General features: G+C 63.5%; 18 protein-coding genes, 1 tRNA gene and 1 pseudogene. 14 read left to right on the top strand and 6 right to left on the bottom strand.

Features of this window, described 5'->3' with window-relative positions; translation table 11 throughout:
* Nucleotides 1–99: 99 nt before the first annotated feature.
* The 6 genes from IEX61_RS06810 to mbcS all read left to right on the top strand — a co-directional run bounded on the left by IEX61_RS06810 (nucleotide 100) and on the right by mbcS (nucleotide 5821).
* Entirely contained in the window at nucleotides 100–762 is a 663-nt protein-coding gene (locus tag IEX61_RS06810) for a TerC family protein (protein ID WP_054669027.1), read from the top strand.
* 76 nt (nucleotides 763–838) lie between these two features.
* A complete protein-coding gene (locus IEX61_RS06805; protein WP_188817276.1) occupies nucleotides 839–1393 on the top strand; it encodes a YkoP family protein in 555 nt (184 codons plus the stop codon).
* A gap of 24 nt (nucleotides 1394–1417) precedes the next feature.
* Nucleotides 1418–2584, top strand: coding sequence for an MGDG synthase family glycosyltransferase (locus tag IEX61_RS06800; RefSeq protein ID WP_054669031.1), 1167 nt, complete (start codon nucleotides 1418–1420; stop codon nucleotides 2582–2584).
* Between the two features lie 66 nt (nucleotides 2585–2650).
* Entirely contained in the window at nucleotides 2651–3730 is a 1080-nt protein-coding gene (locus IEX61_RS06795; RefSeq protein ID WP_188817274.1) for a M24 family metallopeptidase, read from the top strand.
* A 79-nt stretch (nucleotides 3731–3809) separates the two neighbouring features.
* Nucleotides 3810–4025 (top strand): alpha/beta-type small acid-soluble spore protein, encoded by a 216-nt coding sequence (locus IEX61_RS06790; RefSeq protein ID WP_054669035.1) that lies wholly within the window; start codon nucleotides 3810–3812, stop codon nucleotides 4023–4025.
* Between the two features lie 197 nt (nucleotides 4026–4222).
* A complete protein-coding gene (gene mbcS, locus IEX61_RS06785) occupies nucleotides 4223–5821 on the top strand; it encodes an acyl-CoA synthetase MbcS (protein WP_229725756.1) in 1599 nt (532 codons plus the stop codon).
* Nucleotides 5822–5930: 109 nt separating this feature from the next.
* Here mbcS and IEX61_RS06780 read toward each other — a convergent pair whose 3' ends face one another.
* Nucleotides 5931–8132 (bottom strand): methyl-accepting chemotaxis protein, encoded by a 2202-nt coding sequence (locus IEX61_RS06780; RefSeq protein ID WP_188817272.1) that lies wholly within the window; start codon nucleotides 8130–8132, stop codon nucleotides 5931–5933.
* 265 nt (nucleotides 8133–8397) lie between these two features.
* Here IEX61_RS06780 and resA point away from each other — a divergent pair, with 265 nt between their 5' ends.
* A complete protein-coding gene (gene resA / locus IEX61_RS06775) occupies nucleotides 8398–8919 on the top strand; it encodes a thiol-disulfide oxidoreductase ResA (protein ID WP_054669041.1) in 522 nt (173 codons plus the stop codon).
* Between the two features lie 82 nt (nucleotides 8920–9001).
* On the opposite strand, the gene IEX61_RS06770 is transcribed toward resA, so the two are convergent.
* Both IEX61_RS06770 and IEX61_RS12450 read right to left on the bottom strand, forming a co-directional pair.
* Complete coding sequence (locus IEX61_RS06770; protein WP_188817270.1) at nucleotides 9002–9829, bottom strand: SDH family Clp fold serine proteinase; 828 nt, start codon at nucleotides 9827–9829, stop codon at nucleotides 9002–9004.
* 227 nt (nucleotides 9830–10056) lie between these two features.
* Nucleotides 10057–10263 (bottom strand): annotated as a pseudogene (locus tag IEX61_RS12450) (VOC family protein); the annotation flags it as partial.
* Between the two features lie 48 nt (nucleotides 10264–10311).
* Here IEX61_RS12450 and IEX61_RS06765 point away from each other — a divergent pair.
* A tRNA-Leu gene (locus IEX61_RS06765) sits at nucleotides 10312–10399 on the top strand.
* 105 nt (nucleotides 10400–10504) lie between these two features.
* On the opposite strand, the gene mnmH is transcribed toward IEX61_RS06765, so the two are convergent.
* Nucleotides 10505–11596 carry a tRNA 2-selenouridine(34) synthase MnmH gene (gene mnmH, locus IEX61_RS06760; RefSeq protein ID WP_054669043.1) on the bottom strand — a complete coding sequence of 364 codons (1092 nt, stop codon included), beginning with the start codon at nucleotides 11594–11596 and terminating at the stop codon, nucleotides 10505–10507.
* A 157-nt stretch (nucleotides 11597–11753) separates the two neighbouring features.
* On the opposite strand from mnmH, the gene IEX61_RS06755 reads away from it, so the two are divergent.
* From IEX61_RS06755 to IEX61_RS06730, 6 genes are all read left to right on the top strand, one after another.
* On the top strand, nucleotides 11754–12809 hold the full coding sequence (locus tag IEX61_RS06755) for a glycosyltransferase (RefSeq protein WP_188817268.1): 1056 nt from the start codon (nucleotides 11754–11756) through the stop codon (nucleotides 12807–12809).
* A 75-nt stretch (nucleotides 12810–12884) separates the two neighbouring features.
* Nucleotides 12885–13802 (top strand): phosphate/phosphite/phosphonate ABC transporter substrate-binding protein, encoded by a 918-nt coding sequence (phnD, locus tag IEX61_RS06750; protein ID WP_054672540.1) that lies wholly within the window; start codon nucleotides 12885–12887, stop codon nucleotides 13800–13802.
* A 33-nt stretch (nucleotides 13803–13835) separates the two neighbouring features.
* Nucleotides 13836–14594 (top strand): phosphonate ABC transporter, permease protein PhnE, encoded by a 759-nt coding sequence (gene phnE / locus IEX61_RS06745; protein WP_229725755.1) that lies wholly within the window; start codon nucleotides 13836–13838, stop codon nucleotides 14592–14594.
* Nucleotides 14595–14596: 2 nt separating this feature from the next.
* The gene (phnC, locus tag IEX61_RS06740) at nucleotides 14597–15349 is read left to right on the top strand and encodes a phosphonate ABC transporter ATP-binding protein (RefSeq protein WP_054672542.1); all 753 of its coding nucleotides are present in this window, start codon (nucleotides 14597–14599) and stop codon (nucleotides 15347–15349) included.
* A 30-nt stretch (nucleotides 15350–15379) separates the two neighbouring features.
* Nucleotides 15380–16432: a selenide, water dikinase SelD gene (gene selD / locus IEX61_RS06735; RefSeq protein WP_188817266.1), complete on the top strand. Its 1053-nt coding sequence runs from the start codon at nucleotides 15380–15382 to the stop codon at nucleotides 16430–16432.
* A gap of 255 nt (nucleotides 16433–16687) precedes the next feature.
* Entirely contained in the window at nucleotides 16688–18331 is a 1644-nt protein-coding gene (locus tag IEX61_RS06730) for a methyl-accepting chemotaxis protein (protein ID WP_054672382.1), read from the top strand.
* A 58-nt stretch (nucleotides 18332–18389) separates the two neighbouring features.
* Here the strand turns inward: IEX61_RS06730 and IEX61_RS06725 are convergent, their stop codons facing one another.
* Both IEX61_RS06725 and IEX61_RS06720 read right to left on the bottom strand, forming a co-directional pair.
* Complete coding sequence (locus IEX61_RS06725; RefSeq protein WP_054672385.1) at nucleotides 18390–19229, bottom strand: glycerophosphodiester phosphodiesterase; 840 nt, start codon at nucleotides 19227–19229, stop codon at nucleotides 18390–18392.
* Between the two features lie 125 nt (nucleotides 19230–19354).
* The gene (locus IEX61_RS06720; protein WP_054672387.1) at nucleotides 19355–19924 is read right to left on the bottom strand and encodes a transcription repressor NadR; all 570 of its coding nucleotides are present in this window, start codon (nucleotides 19922–19924) and stop codon (nucleotides 19355–19357) included.
* Nucleotides 19925–20260 lie beyond the last annotated feature (336 nt).

Genomic DNA, 20260 nt, shown 5'->3' with positions numbered 1-20260 from the left:
GCGAATAGGAGTGTTAGGGACAGGGCCGTGCGGGAGCGGGTCTCAAGCAATGGGTCTGGCCTTTGTGGGACGATGGCGTCGGGAGGGAACCGTGTGGAGATGGGCGAAGGCCTGGCGCTCGTGAACATCCTGCTGCTCGACATCGTGCTGAGCGGCGACAACGCCGTCGTGATCGGCATGGCCTGCCGTCATTTGCCTCCCGACAAGCGCCGGCTGGCCGTGTTGTGGGGGTGTGTTGGGGCGGTGGCGTTGCGCGTGGCCTTGACGGTGGTGGCCGCCTATTTGCTGCGCATTCCCCTGCTTTCTGCTTTTGGCGGCGTGATGCTGCTGTATCTCGCGAAAACGCTTGCCCTGGAACAAGAGGACGAACCCGAGCCCCGTTTGGATGGCGGGCGGTCATTGGGTGCGGCGGTCAAAACGATCATTGTGGCCGATTTTGTGATGAGCTTGGACAACGTGCTGGCGATTGCCGGGGCGGCGCACGGAGAGGTTTGGCTGATCCTGTTTGGGCTGGGCTTGAGCATTCCCCTGCTCATGTGGGGCAGCACCGTTGTGGCGCGGTGGATGCACCGCCGACCGTTGTTGGTCGCGCTGGGCGCGGCCGTGCTGGCGTATACCGCGGTGGACATGATCGTTCACGATGCATGGGTGGCGCGGTGGATGGGGACGTATCGCCATCTGGGGCACCAGGTGGCTCCCTTTTTGGCAGCGGCGCTCGTGTTCTGGCTGGCCCGTCGCCTGCGCACGCGCCCAAATTGGTGAAGACGGGGCATGAGCCTGGCGCGCAGCGGAAAGACTAGGAGATGGGAATGATGAACCGAAGAAAGGGTTGACGGGGATGAACGGTGGACTGCTGGCCGCCTGGCGGTGGTGGGATGCCGTTTACCAGCGATGTACCCGTCTCCAGTACGTGGAAAAAGGGGAGAATCTCTTTCGCGTTGTCTTGCTGAAATATCATGGGGATCCGCTGACCACGCGGGATGGCGTGCGCATTCAACCGGGCGACTGGATTTTGAAGCTGCATCTTCACAACCTCTTGGTGGCCGAAACGCTGCGGAAGGCGCCGCCGGGGTCTCAACTGGGGATTCGGGTGTTGCGGGAAATCCGCCGCTCCCTGCCCGGACTGGCCCGTTACGTGGCCAGCCATCCACGACGTTGCGAGATCAAGGGGCTGATGGGAACCACCTTCCTGTACCGCGGCGCCGAAAGCTTGGGATTTGACGTGTGCGATGTACCGCCGACGCTCTATTTCCGGTATAAAAATTATTACCTGAAAGGCTTGCTCTGGCTGATGCATCCGGAGGGATACAAGCGTTTGGCAGAGAAGAAAAATTATCTCATCATACGTCGGGTGTACATGTCGACAGACGAGCTCTTGCGGCGATACCTTTGACGTGCAAAGGGGTTTGGGTAGGCGATGACCGATGCGGTACGCATTCTCATTCTTTCCGAAGCCATCGCGGGGGAAGGGCACAGTCGGGCTGCCCGTTCGCTGGCTGCGGCCATCCAGGAGCTGATGCCGACGGCCCGAGTTCGCGTGGTCAACGCCTTATCCTATGTCAGCCCCCGCCTCGAAAACCTGACGCGCGTGGTGTACCGGCAGACCCTGCAGTCGGCTCCGCGCTTGTGGGGATGGGCCTACGAGATGGAGCGTCCCTTGAGCACGCTGATGAAGGAGCGGCTGGGGCGTGTGGTGGCGGCACGGCTCAAACCGCTGCTCGAACAGGAGCGGCCGAATTTGGTCGTCTGCACCCACGCCTTTGCCATCGGGGCCGTGGTGCACCTGCGGCGGCTGCTGGGGCTCGAATGCCGGATTGGCGCGGTGATCACCGACTTTGACGTCAACGGGTTCTGGGTTCACGAGGACGTCGACTTTTATCTGGTCAGCGGGGCTGCCCAGCGCGACAAGCTGGTGCGCGATTTTGGCATTCCGGCCGAACGCATTTTTCCCACCGGTATCCCGATCGACCCGCGGTTTTGCGAAGTGGCCGACCTGGCCGATCGCGTCCAGTTGCGGCGGGCCTTGGGGCTGGCCGAGGAGCCCTTCACGCTGCTGCTGGCGGGCGGGGGACTGGGCATTGGCCCGTTCCACGCGCTGCTCGACCTGCTGGCCGAGCGCATCGACGAGCCGTTGCAGGTCCTGGTCGTCACCGGGTACAACCGCGCGCTGTACGACGAATTGACGCTGCGAATTCGCCGCTATCGCCATCGCCTGGCGGTCTTTCCCTACGTCGACAACATGCACGAGTTGATGGCCGCGTCCGATGTGATGATCACCAAGCCAGGCGGTTTGACGACGTCGGAAGCCCTTGCCCTTGGCCTGCCCCTGGTGTTGTTGGAATCGTTCCCCGGGCAGGAGACGCGCAACCGCCTGTTCCTCGTCGAGCACGGGGCCGCGCTGGCTTGCGAAACTGTCGAAGAGGCGGTGGAGACGGTCAAGACGCTGGTTGCCGATCCCCAGCGGCTTTACGCGCTGCGCGACAGAGCCCGTCAGTTGGGCAATCCGCACTCGTCCCGGGACGCGGCGCGCATTGCGCTCCAGCACCTGCCCGTGCCGCATGTTGCGGAGCACCCTTCCTCGTAAGGGCAAGGGCAGGACTTTCCTTCCCCGGCGTGGAAAGAAAGAGCATACGCCAAGGGAGGGAAGGGCATGGATCGCGTGAAACGATTTTGGCAACTTGATCGCGCGCACGTACCCGATCGGGTGCTGGTGACCGACCCGGCAACGGTGGGGTATTTTACAGGGTTTTGGTGCCAGCCCTATGAACGCTTTGTGGGGCTCTTTCTCTTTCGGGATCGGGAGCCGGTGCTCGTCGTCCCCGCTCTGGAGCGGGAAGCGGCCGAGGCGACGGGCCTTTCGGTGCGGACGTATACCGACGCCGAGGGGCCCGAAAATGCGGTGCGCGAGGCCGTCGGCACGGCGAGGGGGCCGCTGGGGGTCGAAAAGCACGCCCTCACCTTGGACTGGGCCGAACGGCTGGGCGAATGGCTGGGCGTGAGCCGCTGGGTGGACGTGGCACCACAGGTTCGCCGCCTGCGCATGATCAAAGATGCGCAGGAAGTCGAGACGTTGCGCAAGGCGGCGCTGGTGGCGGATCGCGTCCTGGAGGCGGCGCTGCAGCATTTCCGGGTAGGGATGACGGAACTGGACTTGGTGGCGGAACTGGAGCTTCAAGCCCGTCGCGCCGGGGCGGACGGCATGGCGTTTTCCCCGCTTGTCCTTTCCGGACCGCGTTCGGCGCTGCCTCACGGGGTTCCAGGGCCCAATACCATCGAGCCGGGAAGCTTGTTGCTCATCGACTTTGGCATTCGGATAAACGGCTACCATTCCGACATCACGCGCACGTTTGCCGTCGGTTCGGCCGATGAGCGGATGCGCCGCGTGTACGAAGCGGTGCTGGCGTCCCAAAACGCGGCCCTCGAGGCGATCCGACCCGGCATCACCTGTGCCGAATTGGACCGCGTGGCCCGGCAGTCGTTGGCCGACGCCGGATACGGCCCCTACTTCACCCACCGCCTGGGACACGGCGTGGGGCTGGCCGTGCACGAGCCGCCATCCGTCGACGGCGGAAACGATGTGCCGCTCGAGCCGGGCATGGTCATCACCGTTGAGCCGGGCGTGTACGTGCCGGGGTGGGGTGGCGTGCGCATCGAGGACATGTGCCGGGTGACTGAGCGGGGCGCCGAGGTGTTCACCGGTTACCCCAAAGCTTTTACCGTTCTCTCCTAACGACGCCACCATTTTCATTGCATTTTTGGGACAACGGCTTCGCATGATAAGGGTACCACCACACAAGGAGGTGACCAAAATGGCTGATCAAAATCGCGGTGGTCGGAACCGCCTGGTGGTGCCTCAAGCGAACCAAGCGCTGGACCAGCTGAAGTACGAAATCGCGCAGGAGTTCGGCGTCCAGCTTGGCCCGGATTCCACCTCCCGTCAGAACGGTTCGGTGGGTGGGGAAATCACGAAGCGGCTGGTGGCGCTGGCGGAACAGCAACTGGCTGGCCGTTTCCCGCAACAATAACCTCATAAGGCTGGACCCTTCCGGCAGCGGCTTCGGCCGCTGCCTTTTTGTCGGAAAGGTTAACAAACACAAGACTTTTTTATTCGGATCAAAAAGTGAAAAAATTTTTATTAGTAAAGCAGGAAATCGAGCGCGCAGTCGCGAATAGACAACCTGTCAACGCTTTCACCCATCATGCAACAAGGAGGAGGAACGACGTGACGCCACAAGTGGACCTGCTTGCGCCAGAGTGGTACAACGTCGCACAGGATATCGACCGCTTTGCCGAAGACCGCACCAAGATCGCGCTGTATTGGGAAAACGCCGAGGGCGAGACGCGCATCATCCCGTACTGGCAGTTGAAGGAGGAGTCGAACCGCCTGGCCAACGGGCTGCGTGCCCTCGGGCTGCAAAAAGGGGACAAGGTCGTCATCCTTCTCCCGCGCATACCGGAAAGCTACATCACGTATCTGGCCTGCTTGAAGCTGGGCGCTGTGCTCATGCCCGGGTCGGAGCTCTTGCGGGCCAAAGACATTCTGTACCGCGTCAACCACGCCGGAGCCAAGGGCATCATCGCCTACACCTCCCTTGTGCCCGAAGTCGAGGCCATCCGCGGCGAGGCGGCAACCCTCCAGCACTTTGTCGTGGTCGGCGGCAAAGCGGAGGGGTGGGTGCCCTACGAAGACGTGGTGGCCGGCCAACCCGTGGACTTTGAGATGGAGAAGACGCATCGCGAGGATCTGGCGTTCCTGCTGTACACCTCGGGCACGACGGGGAACCCGAAGGGCGTCATGCATACCCACGGATGGGCCTATGCCCACCGCGCCGTTGCGGCGAAGTTGTGGCTCGACATCCGCGAGACCGACATCGTGTGGGCCACGGCCAGCCCCGGATGGGCCAAATGGCTGTGGAGCCCATTTGTCTCCACACTCGCTTCGGGCGCGGCCGGTTTTGCCTACCATGGTCGGTTCGAGCCGGAAAAATATTTGCACCTTCTTGAAAAGTACCGCATCAACGTGTTGTGCTGCACGCCCACCGAGTACCGCCTCATGGCCAAGGTGGACAACCTGGAGCGGTTCCGCCTGCACCTGCGCAGCGCGGTGAGCGCCGGCGAGCCGCTCAACCGCGAAGTGATCGACACGTTCCGGCGTCATTTCGGCATCGTCGTGCGCGACGGGTACGGCCAGACGGAGAACACGCTTCTCGTGGCCACGATGTTGGGCATGGAGGTGCGGCCCGGCTCGATGGGGAAGCCGACGCCGGCCGCCCAAGTGGCCATCATCGACGAGGACGGCAATCCGGTGCCGCCGGGGGTGGTCGGGGACATCGCCGTGCACCGCAGCGCGCCCGCCCTGTTCAAGGGGTATTACAACGACCCCAAGCGGACGGCTAAGGCCTTCCGCGGCGACTGGTACGTCACCGGCGACCAGGCGCGGATGGACGAGGACGGCTACCTCTGGTTTGAGGGCCGCGCCGACGACATCATCATCAGCGCCGGGTACACCATCGGCCCCTTCGAGGTGGAGGACGCCTTGGTGAAGCACCCGGCGGTGAAGGAGTGCGCCGTCGTGGCCAGCCCGGACGAGGTGCGCGGCAGCATCGTCAAAGCGTTCGTCGTCTTGAAAAACCCGAACGATGCCTCGGAGGAATTGGTTGTCGAACTGCAGGAGCATGTCAAAAAGCTGACGGCACCCTACAAGTATCCCCGCGAGATCGAGTTTGTCACGGAACTGCCCAAGACGACGTCCGGAAAGATTCGCCGCGTCGAGCTGCGCCAGCGTGAACGGGAGCGCAAGCGCCACCTGATAGGGGGATGAGCGCTTGCGCTTTCGCCCCCCACGAAGGGGGTTTTCTTCTTTTGCGGCGCCTGTCCGTACGGCAAACAAAATCGCCCCTTCAGGATGAAGGGGCTGTTTGGAGAACCGCTCATGCGGTGTCCAAGTTGAACTTGGCGATTTCCCGATTGAGCGATTCGGCCATTTCCGTGAGCCGTTGTGCCGCCTGGGCCACCTCTTCGATGGCGCGCGTCTGCTCTTGGGTGGCCGAGTTGACCGTTTGCGCGCCGGCCGCCGTTTGCTGGCTGACCGCGGAGATGTTCGCGATGGTCTGCACAAAGGTGTCTTTCCCGCGGTTCATCTCGGCCATCGCTGCGGCGACGCCTTCCATCTTTTCCTGAATGTGTTCCACGGCCTGCAGGATGCGTTGGAACGCCTCTTTCGTTTGCTGGACGATGCCGTGTTGCTGCCGGGCGATGTCGGCCGTCTGACCGATCGTCTTGACCGTCGTGTCCACTTGGCTGTGAATGGCCTGCACCACCTGCTCGATCTCCCGCGCCGCCTGAGAGGACTGTTCGGCCAGCTTGCGCACCTCCGAGGCGACAACGGCAAACCCGGCGCCGTGCTCGCCGGCCCGTGACGCTTCGATGGCCGCGTTGAGGGCCAGCAGGTTGGTTTGCTCGGCGATTTCCTTGATTGTGGTGGTGAACGACGTGATGCGGCCCATCTGTTCGCTGAGGGCTTGGATGTCGGCGGTGACGCGTTCGGCCACGGCCACGTTCTGCTCCGACGACTGCTCCAAATTGGTCATGGCCGCCACACCCTGCTCGCCGGCGCGGGAGGTCTCGGCCACCGCTTGTTGCACGCTGTTGGCGCTTTCCGTGACGCGCTCGATGGAATGGGCAAACGCGTTGACGACCTGGGCCCCCTGTTCCGTTTCTTCGGCCTGTTTGGCCACAGCTTCGGCAATCTCGTCGATGGTTCGGCCGATGTCGGCCGCCTGAGCCGTCGTCTCCTCGGCCACGGCGGCCAAGCCGGTGGCCGCCTCTTCGATGCTCCGCGACAGGTTCCGCGAGGCGGCGATCAAGGCCTGCAGCTGATCGGCCATCTCGTTGAAGCGCAAGGCCAACTCGTCGATCTCGTCGCCCGGCTGGGCGTCAATGCGCTGGGTCAGGTCGCCTTCCGCGAGGCGGTTCATCGCGCGGCGGATCTGCTCAACGCGCCGGTTTATGGAGCGGGCAAACAGGTAAGCGCCTGTCGCGCAGACGGCAAACAGGATGAGCCCGACTCCCAGCATGGCCAGAAGGGTGATCAGCTGGCTCGTTTTGAGCGTGTCAAGAAGGCGTCGTCCCTCGTTGTTGAGATTGTCAAGGGCCACTTGCAGTTGCAAAAGATCGTTCTTGTTGACGACGGTAACGAGTTTCCAACCGGTGAGCGGGTTGGTGACGAAATGGCCAACCTTTTCCACGTTCTGGTACGTGTAGGCGAATGTTCCCGTCTCCCGCTCGTAAACCGACGCCATGAACGAAAATTTCTCTTTGACGTTTTGCCCGATCAGCGTTTTGTCTTTCGGATGGGCGAGCACCACGCCGTTTCTGTCGGTGAGGTAGGCATAGCCGGTTTGCCCCACTTTGATCTGGCTGACGAGGGTGGTCAGCTGTTCGAGGGAAATGTCGAGCCCGGCGACGCCGATCACTTTGCCGTTATGGACGATGGCCTTGGCCACGGTCACAATGGGTTTTCCGGTGATCGCGTCGATGTAGGGATCGGTCCAGACCACCTTGTCAGGCTGTTTGACGGCCGCCTGGTACCACGGGCGGGTGGTCGGGTTGTAGGTGCGCATGTCGGTGTTCGGGACCGGACCGAGATACATGGCGCCGTCGGGCGTGCCGAAGTACGCATACTGAATTTCCTTATGGGTTTTCGTGAGCCGCTCGAGGTACGGGATGAGCACCGGGTTCAGCGACGGCTTGTTTTTCCGGGGGAGCCTGGCGTAGGGCGTTCCTTCCGCCGATCCAGACGGCAGCGCCGCATGGTTGACCAGGCGCGCCGCCTGCTCCGATTGGGCGATCAGGTTTATAAGAGATTCCATTTGTTCAAAGAATAAGGAAAACCCATGATTGACTTGGGTGTTCATGGCGCTCAGGTTTTTCATGAGCGTGTCTTTCGTGACCGTGCTCATCGCTTGCATTTTGAGATGGCTGTCGGTAAGGTAGCGGTTGATGTCGTTGGAAAACCGGTAAAACAAAAAGCCGAAGCACGCGGTGTAGAGGAGAACGGTAAACAAGACAATGAGGGAAATGGATGTGGAAAGCTTCCATTTGAGCGACAGCGTGCGCCACCACTGCTTCATCAATGAAAAAACCTCCTTTTTTTCTATTCTTCGTAGGGATCTCCATGAAAATGTTTGGCGTTTTTCTAAAACCTCCACTTCATTATAAAGAATTTGGAAAAAGAGGTTCAATGGGACGAAGAGCCTAATCGCAGGCGCATTGCCTGTTCACCGATTTGTCTCGATTTCGCGACAACGTCGAGGGCGGTGGAATGGGGTATTATGAAAGAGAAGAAGGAAAATGCACAGCGGAAGGACACGGACGGATGCAAGGGAGGGAACGCGGATGAATCGGATGCTTCGCCCCTTGGTGCTGGGCGTGCTCGCCCTGGCGGTCATCGTCACGTTTTACAGGGCCTTTGGCGAGGACCCTCAGGTGATGGAGAAAGGGAAGGCGGCGCCCGATTTTACCTTGCAGACGGTGGACGGCAAACCGCTTACCCTTTCCGATCTGCGCGGACAAGCCGTTGTGCTCAACTTTTGGGCCACGTGGTGCCCGCCCTGCCGGCGGGAGATGCCGGCCTTGCAAGCGGCGTACGAAGCGTATCGTGAGAAGGGTGTGGTGGTGGTCGGGGTGAACTTCGGCGAGAGCCGCGCCACGGTGCGCGGGTTTCTCAGCCGCTATGGCATCACGTTTCCCGTGGTTTTGGATCAGGACCAGCAAATTACGTCGAAAATGTATGAGGTAAAATCGTTCCCTACGACGGTGTTTATCGATGCGCGTGGAACGGTGCGGGCCGTCCACATCGGGGAGCTCAACCGTCAGCTGCTCGATCAGTATCTTGCTCCGCTGTTGCCGCGCACGTAAGGCGAATGGCCTCGCGCCAGCGGGTGTGGCGCGGCGATTGGCGTTTTCACCTCACCATCGGGCACGGGACACGGATTGTGTCCTACCGCTCGTCGCGCGTCGCCGGCTGGCGCCGGTATGGAACGGGGACGTACTGCACCGTAGGCCGGCGCTGCGGCGGCTGCGGGTAGAGCTCCATCAATTCGTAGATGGCGCGCGGCATCTCCGTTGACACGTTGAGCCCCATCTGGCGCAGCATGTCGCACGTGATCGGAAAGTCGTGCGTCCATCGTCCTTCGGTCAGCGCCCGGGCCAGGGCGCGGGCCTTTTCGTCCGCCATTTTGGGCCGGAGCAGCTCGTACACCAGGGATTCCACCTGGGAGACGGCTTTGCGGGCAATGTCGGAGAGGATCAACGTCTCGTCATCCACCTCATGGAGCGGCTTGGCTTCGACGGCGCGCAGGATTGACGCGGCCGGATACTGGCCGAGCTGCGGGTCGACGGGTCCGAGGACGGCGTTTTCGTCCATGACAATTTCGTCGGCGGCGAGGGCGATCATTGTGCCCCCGGACATGGCGTAGTGGGGGATGAAAACGGTCACCTTGGCCGGATGGCGCAGCAGGGCGCGGGCGATCTGCTCCGCGGCGAGGACCAGGCCGCCCGGCGTGTGCAGCACGAGGTCGATGGGCATGGTGTCGGGCGTGAAGCGGATGGCGCGCAGCACCTGTTCGGAGTCTTCCACGGTGATGAAGTTGCGGAAGGGAATGCCGAGAAACGACAGGGACTCCTGGCGGTGGATGAGCGTGATGACGCGCGATCCCCGCGCGGTTTCCACCTTGCGCAGCTGGCGCAATCGCGCAGCCTGAATTTGCCGCTGGTGCAAGACCGGGAACAGGGCGTAGAGGAAGAGAAGCAGAAACAAGAGGTCCACGGGCCATTCCCCCTTGTGATCAAGCCGTCCAAGGTGAAACGTGCAGGGGCCGCACGGCGGCGGCAACGCCCAAGCGCGGGCGCGCTCCCCAAAACCGGGAGTGCGTGAGTAGTGTGGCCGGGTTCGGGTCGGCCGAATCGGGAAAATGTTGGCCCGTGAAAAAAAAGGAAAAGGGAGGGCGCACCGGAGCGCCCTCCCTTTGTGTCTTCAGGGACGGCGTCAGCCCTTGAGGACAGAGACGTTGCCGTCAGGGTCAGCACCAGGCGCGTTTCCACCCCGGGCGGGCCGACCTCGATCCAGTTGCCTTTGGGTCCCATCGGTTCGTTGCGGTACACGGCAAAGCCCATCGTTTCGGTCCAGAAGGCGAGCGCCTTTTCCTGGTCTTCCACGTAAATGGACACGGTGGCCGATACCCCTTGACAACGGCTTGTCATGTGTGGTAGTTTTTCATTGTGTCAAGCGAACCAGCCAACACAGGTCGTGCGGGAGTGGCGGAATTGGCAGACGCGCTAGACTCAGGATCTAGTGGCCGTTGAGGCCGTGGAGGTTCAAGTCCTCTCTCCCGCACCATACATAGGCAACAAAGCCGGGAAGCTGTCCGGCTTTTTCTTTTTCCTTAAAAAAACGAACCCCGCCGTACGCATAGGCGGGGGATGCCCAATCGGCCGATGTTCCTCATTCGGACGCGCGTGGATCCGCGGCCCCGGTTCCGGCCGCCACCGGTTCTGTCGCGGCTAGGCGGTCGTAGAGCCGCTTCAGCGCGTCCACCGCCGCGTCGAGGTCCTCGGCGTCGATGGTGGCCTCAAACTGCTCGACATACCGCTCGCGGGCGTGGCGGTAGCGCGGGTCGTACCAGTGCACGAGGAGCAGGCGGGCCGCGGTGGCGAAGTCGTAACGGTCAAGGGCGTCCTGGATGGCGGCGCGGACGGTGCGTTCGAGGCGCTTTTCAATCGACGCGAGCGCTTCGCGCCACTGCACGCGAACCGTCTCCGGATCAAGGGGCGTGTATTCCGCCACGATGCGTTGCACCCGCGTTTCGAGTTCGGCCGTGAGCCAGACGTGGATGCCCGTTTCCTTACGTTCCATGATCCATTTCGGCACGAGCAACGATCCGATCCGTCGGCTTTCGGCCTCAAGGAAAAGGGACGGCTTGTCCCTCAGCCGATCGACCGTTTCAAAAAGAGAGGCTTCAAAGAGCGGTTGTGACGGTTGGCTCCCGAGGCCGATATGGCCAAACACCGACCCCCGATGGGAAGCGAGGGCCTCCAAGTCCAACACCGGATAGCCATCGGCGGCGAGGCGTTGGAGGATAGCGGTTTTGCCGACCCCCGTGTTCCCGTGGAGGACGATGAAACGGCCGTTCCAGGTTGGCGACTCATGGAAGGCGAGGACGTGGCGGCGGTACGCTTTGTACCCCCCGATCAGGCGCAGGGCGGGAATGTCCATGAACTGGGCCATCATCGTCACGAATTTGCTGCGCAGGCCGCCGCGCCAGCAATAGATGACGGGCGTCCCTTCGCCGGTGAGGGTGCGGATGCGGTCGATAAGCTCCGGCAATTTGGGCGCGACGAGCGCGAGGCCCAACCGTTTTGCCGCGCTGGGCCCTTGATGCTTGTAGACGGTTCCCACCTGCGCCCGCTCGTCGTTGTCCAAAAGTGGCACGTTGTGCGCACCGGGGATGTGCCCCTCGGCAAATTCGCCGGGCGAGCGGACATCGATGTACACCGCATCGGGACGCTGGCGGACGTCGTGAAGAGAAATGTCCATGGTTGTCACCTTCTTGCGCGGTTCTGTCCCATTCCTATTATTTTATCCAAAACCGACCCGATTGTTTGAGAAACGATTGTTGGTGCGCGATGGGCTGATGTGGTACGTTCGAGAAAGGAAGGAGAGCAAAGACATCGGAAGAAAAGGAGTTTCGGTGATGAGACAGCAAACGAAGAAGGCGCCTCGCCTGCCACGCGTCCTTCTGGCCAGCCCGTTTTTGACGGCCAACCGCGGCAATACGATTACGGTGCGGCGCATTGCCGAGGCGCTGCGTCGGCTGGGCCTCGAGGTGGAAACGGTGGCCTATGCGGAAGGGGATGGAATCTTTGTCCCGGCTGACGTGACCCACGTCTTCCATGCCTCGCGCTTTGCCCGCTTCTGGCAACGCGAAAAGGGCCATCTTGCGCCTCCGTCGCCCCTGGTGGTGACGATGACGGGGACCGATGTCAACGTGGACCTGTTTGACGAAAGCGGCCGATACGACGTGTTCTGGACCCTCCAACACGCCGCCGCCGTCGTCTTGTTCAGTGACGAGGCGCGGGAGATGCTCCTGACGCAGTGGTCGGGTGATCCGAGCCGGCTGTACGTGGTGCCGCAGGGCTTGTCGCCGTTCCCGAGCGCGCCGCCGGAAGACTGTGCGCGGTATGTCCCGCCGAAGCGGGGGTTTACCTTTCTGCTTCCCGCCGGCATCCGGCCCATCAAAAACGTGCGGTTTGCGGTACGCGGGCTCAAGCGACTGCGCGAGCGGGGACTGGATGTATACCTCGTCATCGCCGGTCCGGTGCTGGATCCCGCCGAAGGGGAGCGCGTGCGGCGCGCCGCGCAGGAGGAGCGGGAATGGGTGACGTATGTGGGCGAGGTGCCGCACGTGTGTATGCCCGCTCTCTATGCGCAGGCCGACGTCGTGCTCAACACGTCGCGCGCCGAGGGACAGCCGGCGGCGCTGATCGAGGCGCTCCATTTCGGTGTGCCCGTGTTGGCGTCCAATGTGGCGGGGAACCGGACGATCGTGCGGCAGGAGGAGAACGGGCTCTTGTACACCGATCTCGACGAGGACGATTTTGCCGCCAAGGCGGCGCGGCTGGTTCGGGATGGCGCGCTGCGCCGGAGGCTGGCGGATGCCGGTCGGCGCGACGTCGCGGCGCGTTTTTCCGCCGAAGCGGAGGCGCGGCGTCTGCTCGCCATATACCAAGCGGTCTGGAGCGGTTGCTGAGGTATGCGTTTGCGGTACAATAAAGGTTATATCGTCTTGGCAAGGTATGGCGATCCCGTATGGACAAGGAGGCGGATGGCGATGCGAAAACGGTGGATTTCGCGCTTGTCGTTCCTTACCTTGGCGCTGCTCCTTATGGCGGCGTTGGCCGCCTGCAACCCGGGGCAGGCGCCGGAGCAAGGGCAAGGCGGAGGGGAACAGGAAAAGCCCTTCCACATCGGCGTGATTCCCTCGCAGAACCAGGGCGACATGCAGAAGGCGATGAACAAGCTGGCCCAGATTCTGGAGCAGAAGCTGGGCCGCGACGTCGAGATCAAGGTGTACTCCGACTACAACGGCGTCGTCGAGGCGATGAGCTACGGTCACATCGACATGGCCTTCTTCGGTCCGCTGACCTATGTCATCGCCCACGAAAAGAGCGGGGCGGAAGCGATCATCACCCAGCTCGTTGACGGCAAGCCGTACTACTATTCGTACCTGATTGCGCACAAGGACAGCCCGTGGAACTCCCTCGACGATGTGGTGAAGCATTCCAAGGAGATCCGCCTGGCCTTCGGCGACGTCAATTCGACGTCGGGCTCCCTCATTCCGGGCTTGGTGCTGAAGAAGAAGGGCGTGTTCGTCGACCAGAACAACCATCAATTCAAGTCGGTCGTCTACACGGGGAACCACGACGCCACGGCACTGGCCGTGCAGAACAAGCAAGCCGACGTCGGGGCCATCGACAGCGCGATCTTCAACGTGCTGAAAAAGGAAGGAAAGATTGACGCCGACGCGTTCAAGGTGATCTGGCAATCGGAACCTCTCTTCCAGTACCCGTGGGCGGTGAAGAAGGGCACGTCGCCGGAGATGATCAAAAAGCTGCAGGACGCCTTCGTCGGCATCAAGGATCCGGAAATCCTCAACGCCTTTGGCGCCAGCGGCTTTACGACGTGCAGCGACAAGGACTACGAGGCGGTCCGCAAGGCGGCCAAAGAAGCGGGGCGGCTGTAAGCGCGGAGCGGGCGATGCCGGGAGGGTGTGCACATGCGGCGCCGCATGGCGAAGCGCTTCGGGTTTTTCCTGCTGTTGGCTGCCGCGGCGCTCTGGGCGGCGCGGGGAACGGAGGTCAACCCGGCCCAATTCCGGAACCTGTTCAATTCGGTTGATCTGCTGCGCCAATTCTTCCCCCTCGATTGGACCGACGCCGGGCGGACCTTCGCCGCGGCCCTTGTGACGCTGCAGATGGCCTTTCTCGGCACGCTGACCGCCCTGGTGATGGCCTTTCCGGCCGCCTTTCTGGCTGCGCGCAACACGGCGCCGTCGCGCGGGGGGTACGCTCTGGTGCGCGGTGCGCTCAACGTGCTGCGGGCTGTTCCGGAGATCGTCATTGCCCTCTTGCTTGTGCCGATGGTGGGGCTGGGACCGTTTCCCGGGGTGCTGACGATCTTCCTGCACAACGTCGGCGTGCTGGGCAAGCTGATCTCGGAGCTGATCGAGGCGGCCGATCCCGGCCCGCCCGAAGCCGTGGCCTCCACGGGGGCGCGCCGCCTGCTCGTCTACCTTTACGGCATCGTGCCGCAGATCTGGCCGAACGTCCTGTCCCAGTATTTCTACCGGTTCGAGGTGGCCATTCGCGCGTCGCTCTTTTTGGGCCTCATCGGCGCGGGCGGCATCGGCGAGCAGCTGCTCATCCACTTCAAGCTCTTCCAGTATTCGCGCATGGCGGTGGACATCTTGGCCATCATCGTCCTCGTGATGGCCGTCGACGCCCTGGGCGGCGTCGTGCGAAAGCGGGTGATCTGATCATGCTCGAGATCCGCGGCTTGGTAAAGCGCTACCCCGGCGCGGCGGAGCCGGCCCTCAAGGGCATCGACCTCACGGTGGCCCCCGGGGAGTTCGTGGCCGTTCTCGGTCGCAGCGGGGCGGGAAAATCGACGCTGATCCGCTGCATCAACCGCCTGGTGGAGCCGACGGCAGGCACGATCACGTGGAACGGCCAGCCCATCACCGGCCTTCATCCGCGCGAGCTCCTGCGCGTGCGGTGCGGGATCGGGATGATCTTCCAAAACTTTAACCTTATCCCGCGCCTCGACGTGCTGACCAACGTCATCGTCGGCCGCATGTGCACCCTGGCGCTGTGGCGCAGCCTGCTCGGCGTGTTTCCACCGAAGCTGATCGAGGAGGCAATGGCCGCCCTCGAGCGCGTCGGGATCGCCCACCTGGCCCACCGCCGCGTGGAAGAGCTTTCCGGCGGCCAGCAGCAGCGCGTGGCCATTGCCCGCGTCCTGATGCAGAAGCCGAAGATGATCCTCGGCGACGAGCCGGTCTCCAGCCTCGATCCGGTGACGGCCCGCGCGATTCTCGATTTCCTCAAGGAGCTGAACGAGACGGCGGGCATCACGATGATCCTCAACCTTCACGACGTGGCTTTGGCCAAGGCGTATGCCACGCGCATCGTGGGCCTCGCCCGCGGCATGATCGTCTACGACGGGCCGCCGGAGGGCGTGACCGACGACGTGCTGGCCGAAATCTATCCCCTCGACGCGGTCGGCGTGTGACCGCAGACGACGATACGGGAGGTGCGCGCGATGACGGAGCGCGAGCGGATCAAGCTGACGGCGCTGTCGACCAAGGCGGGGTGAGGGTGCAAGATCGGTCCCCAGGACCTGGCGCACGTGCTGCGCCACTTGCCCCGATCGGAAGGCGATCCCCGGCTGCTTGTGGGTTTCGAGACGTCGGACGATGCCGGCGTCTTTCGGCTGACCGACGACATGGCCTTGGTGCAGACAGTGGATTACTTCACGCCGATTGTCGATGACCCCTATTGGTTCGGGGCCATCGCCGCGGCCAACGCCCTCAGCGACGTCTACGCCATGGGCGGCAAACCCTTGACGGCCCTGAACATTGTCGGCTTTCCCATCAAAAAGCTCGATCCGGCCATCCTGGCCGATATCCTGCGCGGCGCCGCCGAAAAGGTGCGCGAAGCCGGGGCGACGCTGGTCGGCGGACACTCCATCGACGACCAGGAGCCGAAATTCGGCCTGGCCGTCACCGGCGTCGTTCATCCCGACAAGGTGTGGCGAAACTGCGGCGCCTGTCCGGGCGACAAGCTGATCCTCACCAAACCCATCGGCGTCGGCGTTCTCACCACGGCGATCAAGCGCGACCGGCTGGACGAGGAAGGGACGCGCCGTGTCACCGAGGTGATGGCCACGCTGAACAAGGCGGCCGCCGAGGTGCTGGCATCCTTCTCCGTGCACGCCTGCACCGACGTGACCGGTTTTGGCCTGCTGGGCCACGCCTACGAGATGGCCGCCGGCAGTGGGGTGGGGCTGCGCATCGAGGCCGAACGCGTCCCGATCTTGCCCGGGGCGCGGGAGCTGGCCGCCGAGGGCATCGTGCCGGGCGGATCGCGGGCCAACGCCCAGTGGCTAGCCGACAAGGTCGACTTCGCCGACGGCGTGGACGAGGCGACGCGCCTGGTGCTGTGCGACGCCGTCACCTCGGGCGGACTCCTCGTGGCCCTGCCGGCTGCCGAGGCGGACGCGGCCCTGGAGGCGCTGCGCAAGGGCGGCGTCGAGGCGGCCCTCGTCGGCGAGGCGGTGGCCGAGCAACCGGGACGCATTCGCGTGGTGCCGTAACCCGAGGGCTTCTGAACGCCTCTTCGCAGCGGTTTGCCGGCGTACGCAGGTCTTTGGACCCAAGCGATCTCGGTCCAAAGACCTGTTTTGTTTTGGGTTCCGCAACATGAGGCGGGTTTCGCTCTTTCCAACACGGAAAAATTCGCTATCATCTTCGTGGAAGGAGGATGCAAAGGATGGCGCTAAAAGGAGCGTGAGAGGGTGCAGAAGATAAAGAATATGTCAGTAAAAAGGAAATTATTAAGCATTTTCTTCTTGATCCTTTTCTTGTTTGCCGCGGGCAACGCGGTGGCGTGGGGGATGTTGCGGTCCGTGGCCCAGGATGTCGTCCGCATGGAAGCGGAAGGCCAGACGATGACGCAGATGATGGAGCTGAAGGCCCAGTTGCGTTCGCTGTCCCTCCGCGTGCTGGAGTACCTGCTCGATCCGAACCCGCAGACGCTAGAGGAGTACCGCGCGCAGCAGGAGGCCTTTGCCGCGCAGGCCATGCAGGTGCAAAAGCGGCTGCAGCCGGAGCAGCAGGTGGCCTTCCAGCAGGTGTTGGCCCAGTACGCCGCGTTCCGGCAATTGCTTGAGGAGCGGCTGTTGCCCGCGGTGCAGCGCGGCGATGCCGCCGAGGTCAAACGGCTGGAAAAGGAGATGACTGCGGTTCGCCGCGCGCTGATTGCCGAGATCGACCGGCTGGTAAAGGCCGAGAACGATCAGTTTGCCGCCGTTTCTGCCCGCACGCAGGCGAATGCCACAACCACCGCCACCATACAGACGGTCGTGTTTGTTCTGGCTTCGGCTGTGGGCCTGACCGTCGCGGTTTTGTTCACGCGGTACCTGACGCGTCCGCTGGAGCAAATCGCCGCGGTGGCCCAGCGCGTGGCCCAAGGCGACTTGCGTCTCGAACCGCTCCCCGTTCGTTCCCGCGATGAGCTGGGGCGCCTGGCCCAGGCCGTCAACGAGATGGTGGATCAGCTGAGGGGGATGATTCACAACGTTCAGGGAGCCGCCCGCCAACTGGCCGCCTCGGCCGATGCCTTGTCGGCCGGCGCCGAGCAGACGGCGCAGGCGGCGCAGGAGATTGCCCAGTCCGTGCAGACGGTGGCCAGCGGCGCCGAATCGCAGGTGCGGGTGACGGAGGAGAGCGCGCGGGCGATGGAGGAGATGGCCGCGGGCATCCAGCGCATCGCCGAGGCCATGGCCACGGTGGAGCAGTCGGCTGCCGCGGGGACCCAGACGGCCGAGGAGGGAAGCCGGTTGGTGCAGCAGGCCATTGGGCAGATGGAAACCATTGCCCAAACCGTCACCCGGACGGCGAACGACGTGCGCGCGCTGGCCGACCGGTCGCAAGAAATCGAAACGATTACCGCCGTCATCACCGAAATCGCCGAGCAGACCAACCTTCTCGCCCTTAACGCGGCCATCGAGGCGGCGCGCGCCGGCGAACACGGCCGCGGGTTCAGCGTGGTGGCCGACGAAGTGCGCAAGCTGGCGGAGCAGGCCAAGGGGTCGGCTCAGGAAATCGTTGCCTTGATCCGCGGCATTCAGGAGGAAACGCGACAAGCGACGGCCGCCATGGAGGCCACGGTTCAGGAGGTGGCAGCGGGGAAGGAGGCGGTTCGCCAGGCGGGGGAAGCCTTTGCCCGCATCGCGTCCGCCATGCACACGGTGAACGGACAGGTGCAGGAGGTGGCGTCCGTCTCCGAAGAGCTGTCGGCGGGTTCCGAGGAGGTCACCGCGTCGGTGGAAGAGGTGGCACGGCTGGCGAAGGAAGCGTCGGGGAGCGCCGAGCAGGCGGCCGCGGCCACGGAAGAGCAGCTGGCGTCGATGGAGGAGATGGCCGGCTCGGCGACTTCGCTCCGCGAATTGGCCCAGACGCTGCGGCAAACGGTGGACGCATTCCGCGTGTGACGGCACGCAGCAGGCTTCGCCGTGCATCGCGATCTCTGGCAACGAAAAACGCCTCCGGCTAGGATGTGGCCGGGGGCGTTTCGGTTGGGGGCCGATTGTCGGATTTCCGGCGACGTTTCCGGAGAAGACGGTTGCGGGCGCGGCGTGTTGCCGCGGCGTTTGCCTTTCGCAGAGGGCCGATGGCGCGCCGAATTCGCCCCGGATCATCGGTGATCAGGCCGTCGACGCCCCACGCGACAAGCCGTTTGGCGACGGCAGGGTTGTTCACCGTGTACGGGACGACGCGCAGGCCACACCGGTGCGCCTCCTTCACGTAACGGGGCGTGACGGCGGCTTCCGGCGGGTGCAGGTACGGGGCGCCAAGGGCGGCGGCGAGCCGCCACGGGCGGTGCAATTCGCCCCAATACAAGACGGCGATGGTCGCGTCGGGAGCGATGCGGCGGACGGTTTGCAGGGTGGCGATGGAGAAGGAGGAGATCACCGTGCGGGGGAGCAGGGCATACCGGCGCAGGAGGGCGGTGACGCGCTCCTCGATGCCCGGCTGGGGAACGAGCTGCGTCTTCAGCTCAACGTTGAGAACCAGATCCGTGTCGGCGACGAGCCGGCACACGTCCTCGAGGGTCGGGATCGGCTCGCCGGAATAGGCCGGGGAAAACCACGCACCGGCGTCGAGGCGCGCCAGTTCGTCCCACGTGTGGTCGCGCACCCATCCCCGGCCGCTCACGGTGCGCCCCAGCCATTCGTCGTGCAGCACAATCGGCACGCCGTCTTTCGAAAGCTGCACATCCAGCTCCAGGCCGTTGGCGCCGTCGGCGATGGCCCGGCGAAAGGCGGCGAGGGTGTTTTCCGGGGCGTGACGCGATGCGCCGCGGTGGGCGTAGAGAAGAAAGGGGGGCATGACGGACCTCCTCTTGCCGCGCGGAACGTTCTGATGGATCGGTTCCGGGTTGCATCGGCTATTGACGGTATATGCAGGAAAGCTGTGCAAACGGCCCGCGCGGGAAGGGAATGCGTAGCCGGCCCTTACAGGCGGCCGAGGGGGATGTCGTCCCCGGCGAGGGCGTCGACGAGGATGCCCGCCTCTTTCAGCGCTTGGCAGGCGCGGTCGAGGCGTGAGGGATCCGGGGCTTGCAGGGTGTGCAAGTGCAGGCCGCCGGTGAGCGAGGAGAGCAGGGTGGCCCTTTCCGCGCGCATCTTCTCGATGAACCGCCGAACGTCTTCACGGGACTGGATCATCAGCGTGCCGCGCAGCTCGCCGTAGATCGGGTGTTCGACGATCACGTCGACGACCTTCACGCCGTGGTCGACGAGGAGAAGCAGCTCCCGTTCCGTCTCGTCCGGCGTGTGGCGGCAGGCGACGACGCGGGTGACGAGGGGCGGATTCGGCGCCTCCAGCCACAGGTAGCCCTGCGGCGTGGCGACGATTGGCGCGTTGCGCGCTTTCAAGAGGGCGATGTCCTGCACGATCACCTGCCGGCTGACCCCCGTTTTCTCGGCCAGTTCGGCTCCCGTCACGGGGCCGCTGGCCGTTTTTAAGAGCGCGACGATGGCGCTGCGCCGCGCTTCGCCGGACAACTTCCGTTTGGGCGCCATAGGGCCCTCCCTCCTTTGGTTCGGCGTATCCTCGTGGTCCTGCGTCCATTATAGCGAACGGCGCGGAGAGGGCAGGGAAGGGAAACACTCGATTGATCCCTTTCTCATGGTGCGGTTCAGGCGCTCCCTTGTTGAAGCTGGGCCGGACAAAAAGCTGACCACCCGCGCCGAGGCGGCGGTACTGCTGTATCGCGCCTTGATGGCGGATGTTCCGACGGAATGATGGATCAGCTGCATGCCGGCAGGGGAGGACGCCTCTGCCGGCTCTTTGTCGTGTGAGCCTTTTTCGTTGTCCGAATCCCTTGTATTCGGTGCACTTTCACCTTCACAAAACTG

It is taken from the genome of Calditerricola satsumensis (assembly GCF_014646935.1).
In the GTDB taxonomy this organism is placed as follows: Bacteria; Bacillota; Bacilli; order Calditerricolales; family Calditerricolaceae; genus Calditerricola; species Calditerricola satsumensis.
Note: the sequence above shows the minus strand (reverse complement) of the source record. Positions and strands in the feature narration are given on the sequence as shown.

Bases quoted from the DNA above. Each gene is read 5' to 3' on its own strand.
- IEX61_RS06795 (WP_188817274.1), top strand. From the start codon at position 2,651: ATGGATCGCGTGAAACGATTTTGGCAACTTGATCGCGCGCACGTACCC.
- IEX61_RS06755 (WP_188817268.1), top strand. From the start codon at position 11,754: ATGAGACAGCAAACGAAGAAGGCGCCTCGCCTGCCACGCGTCCTTCTG.
- IEX61_RS06780 (WP_188817272.1), bottom strand. From the start codon at position 8,132: ATGAAGCAGTGGTGGCGCACGCTGTCGCTCAAATGGAAGCTTTCCACA.
- IEX61_RS06725 (WP_054672385.1), bottom strand. From the start codon at position 19,229: ATGCCCCCCTTTCTTCTCTACGCCCACCGCGGCGCATCGCGTCACGCC.
- IEX61_RS06810 (WP_054669027.1), top strand. From the start codon at position 100: ATGGGCGAAGGCCTGGCGCTCGTGAACATCCTGCTGCTCGACATCGTG.
- phnE (WP_229725755.1), top strand. From the start codon at position 13,836: ATGCGGCGCCGCATGGCGAAGCGCTTCGGGTTTTTCCTGCTGTTGGCT.
- mnmH (WP_054669043.1), bottom strand. From the start codon at position 11,596: ATGGACATTTCTCTTCACGACGTCCGCCAGCGTCCCGATGCGGTGTAC.
- phnD (WP_054672540.1), top strand. From the start codon at position 12,885: ATGGCGATGCGAAAACGGTGGATTTCGCGCTTGTCGTTCCTTACCTTG.
- IEX61_RS06800 (WP_054669031.1), top strand. From the start codon at position 1,418: ATGACCGATGCGGTACGCATTCTCATTCTTTCCGAAGCCATCGCGGGG.
- resA (WP_054669041.1), top strand. From the start codon at position 8,398: ATGAATCGGATGCTTCGCCCCTTGGTGCTGGGCGTGCTCGCCCTGGCG.
- IEX61_RS06805 (WP_188817276.1), top strand. From the start codon at position 839: ATGAACGGTGGACTGCTGGCCGCCTGGCGGTGGTGGGATGCCGTTTAC.
- IEX61_RS06790 (WP_054669035.1), top strand. From the start codon at position 3,810: ATGGCTGATCAAAATCGCGGTGGTCGGAACCGCCTGGTGGTGCCTCAA.
- IEX61_RS06720 (WP_054672387.1), bottom strand. From the start codon at position 19,924: ATGGCGCCCAAACGGAAGTTGTCCGGCGAAGCGCGGCGCAGCGCCATC.
- phnC (WP_054672542.1), top strand. From the start codon at position 14,597: ATGCTCGAGATCCGCGGCTTGGTAAAGCGCTACCCCGGCGCGGCGGAG.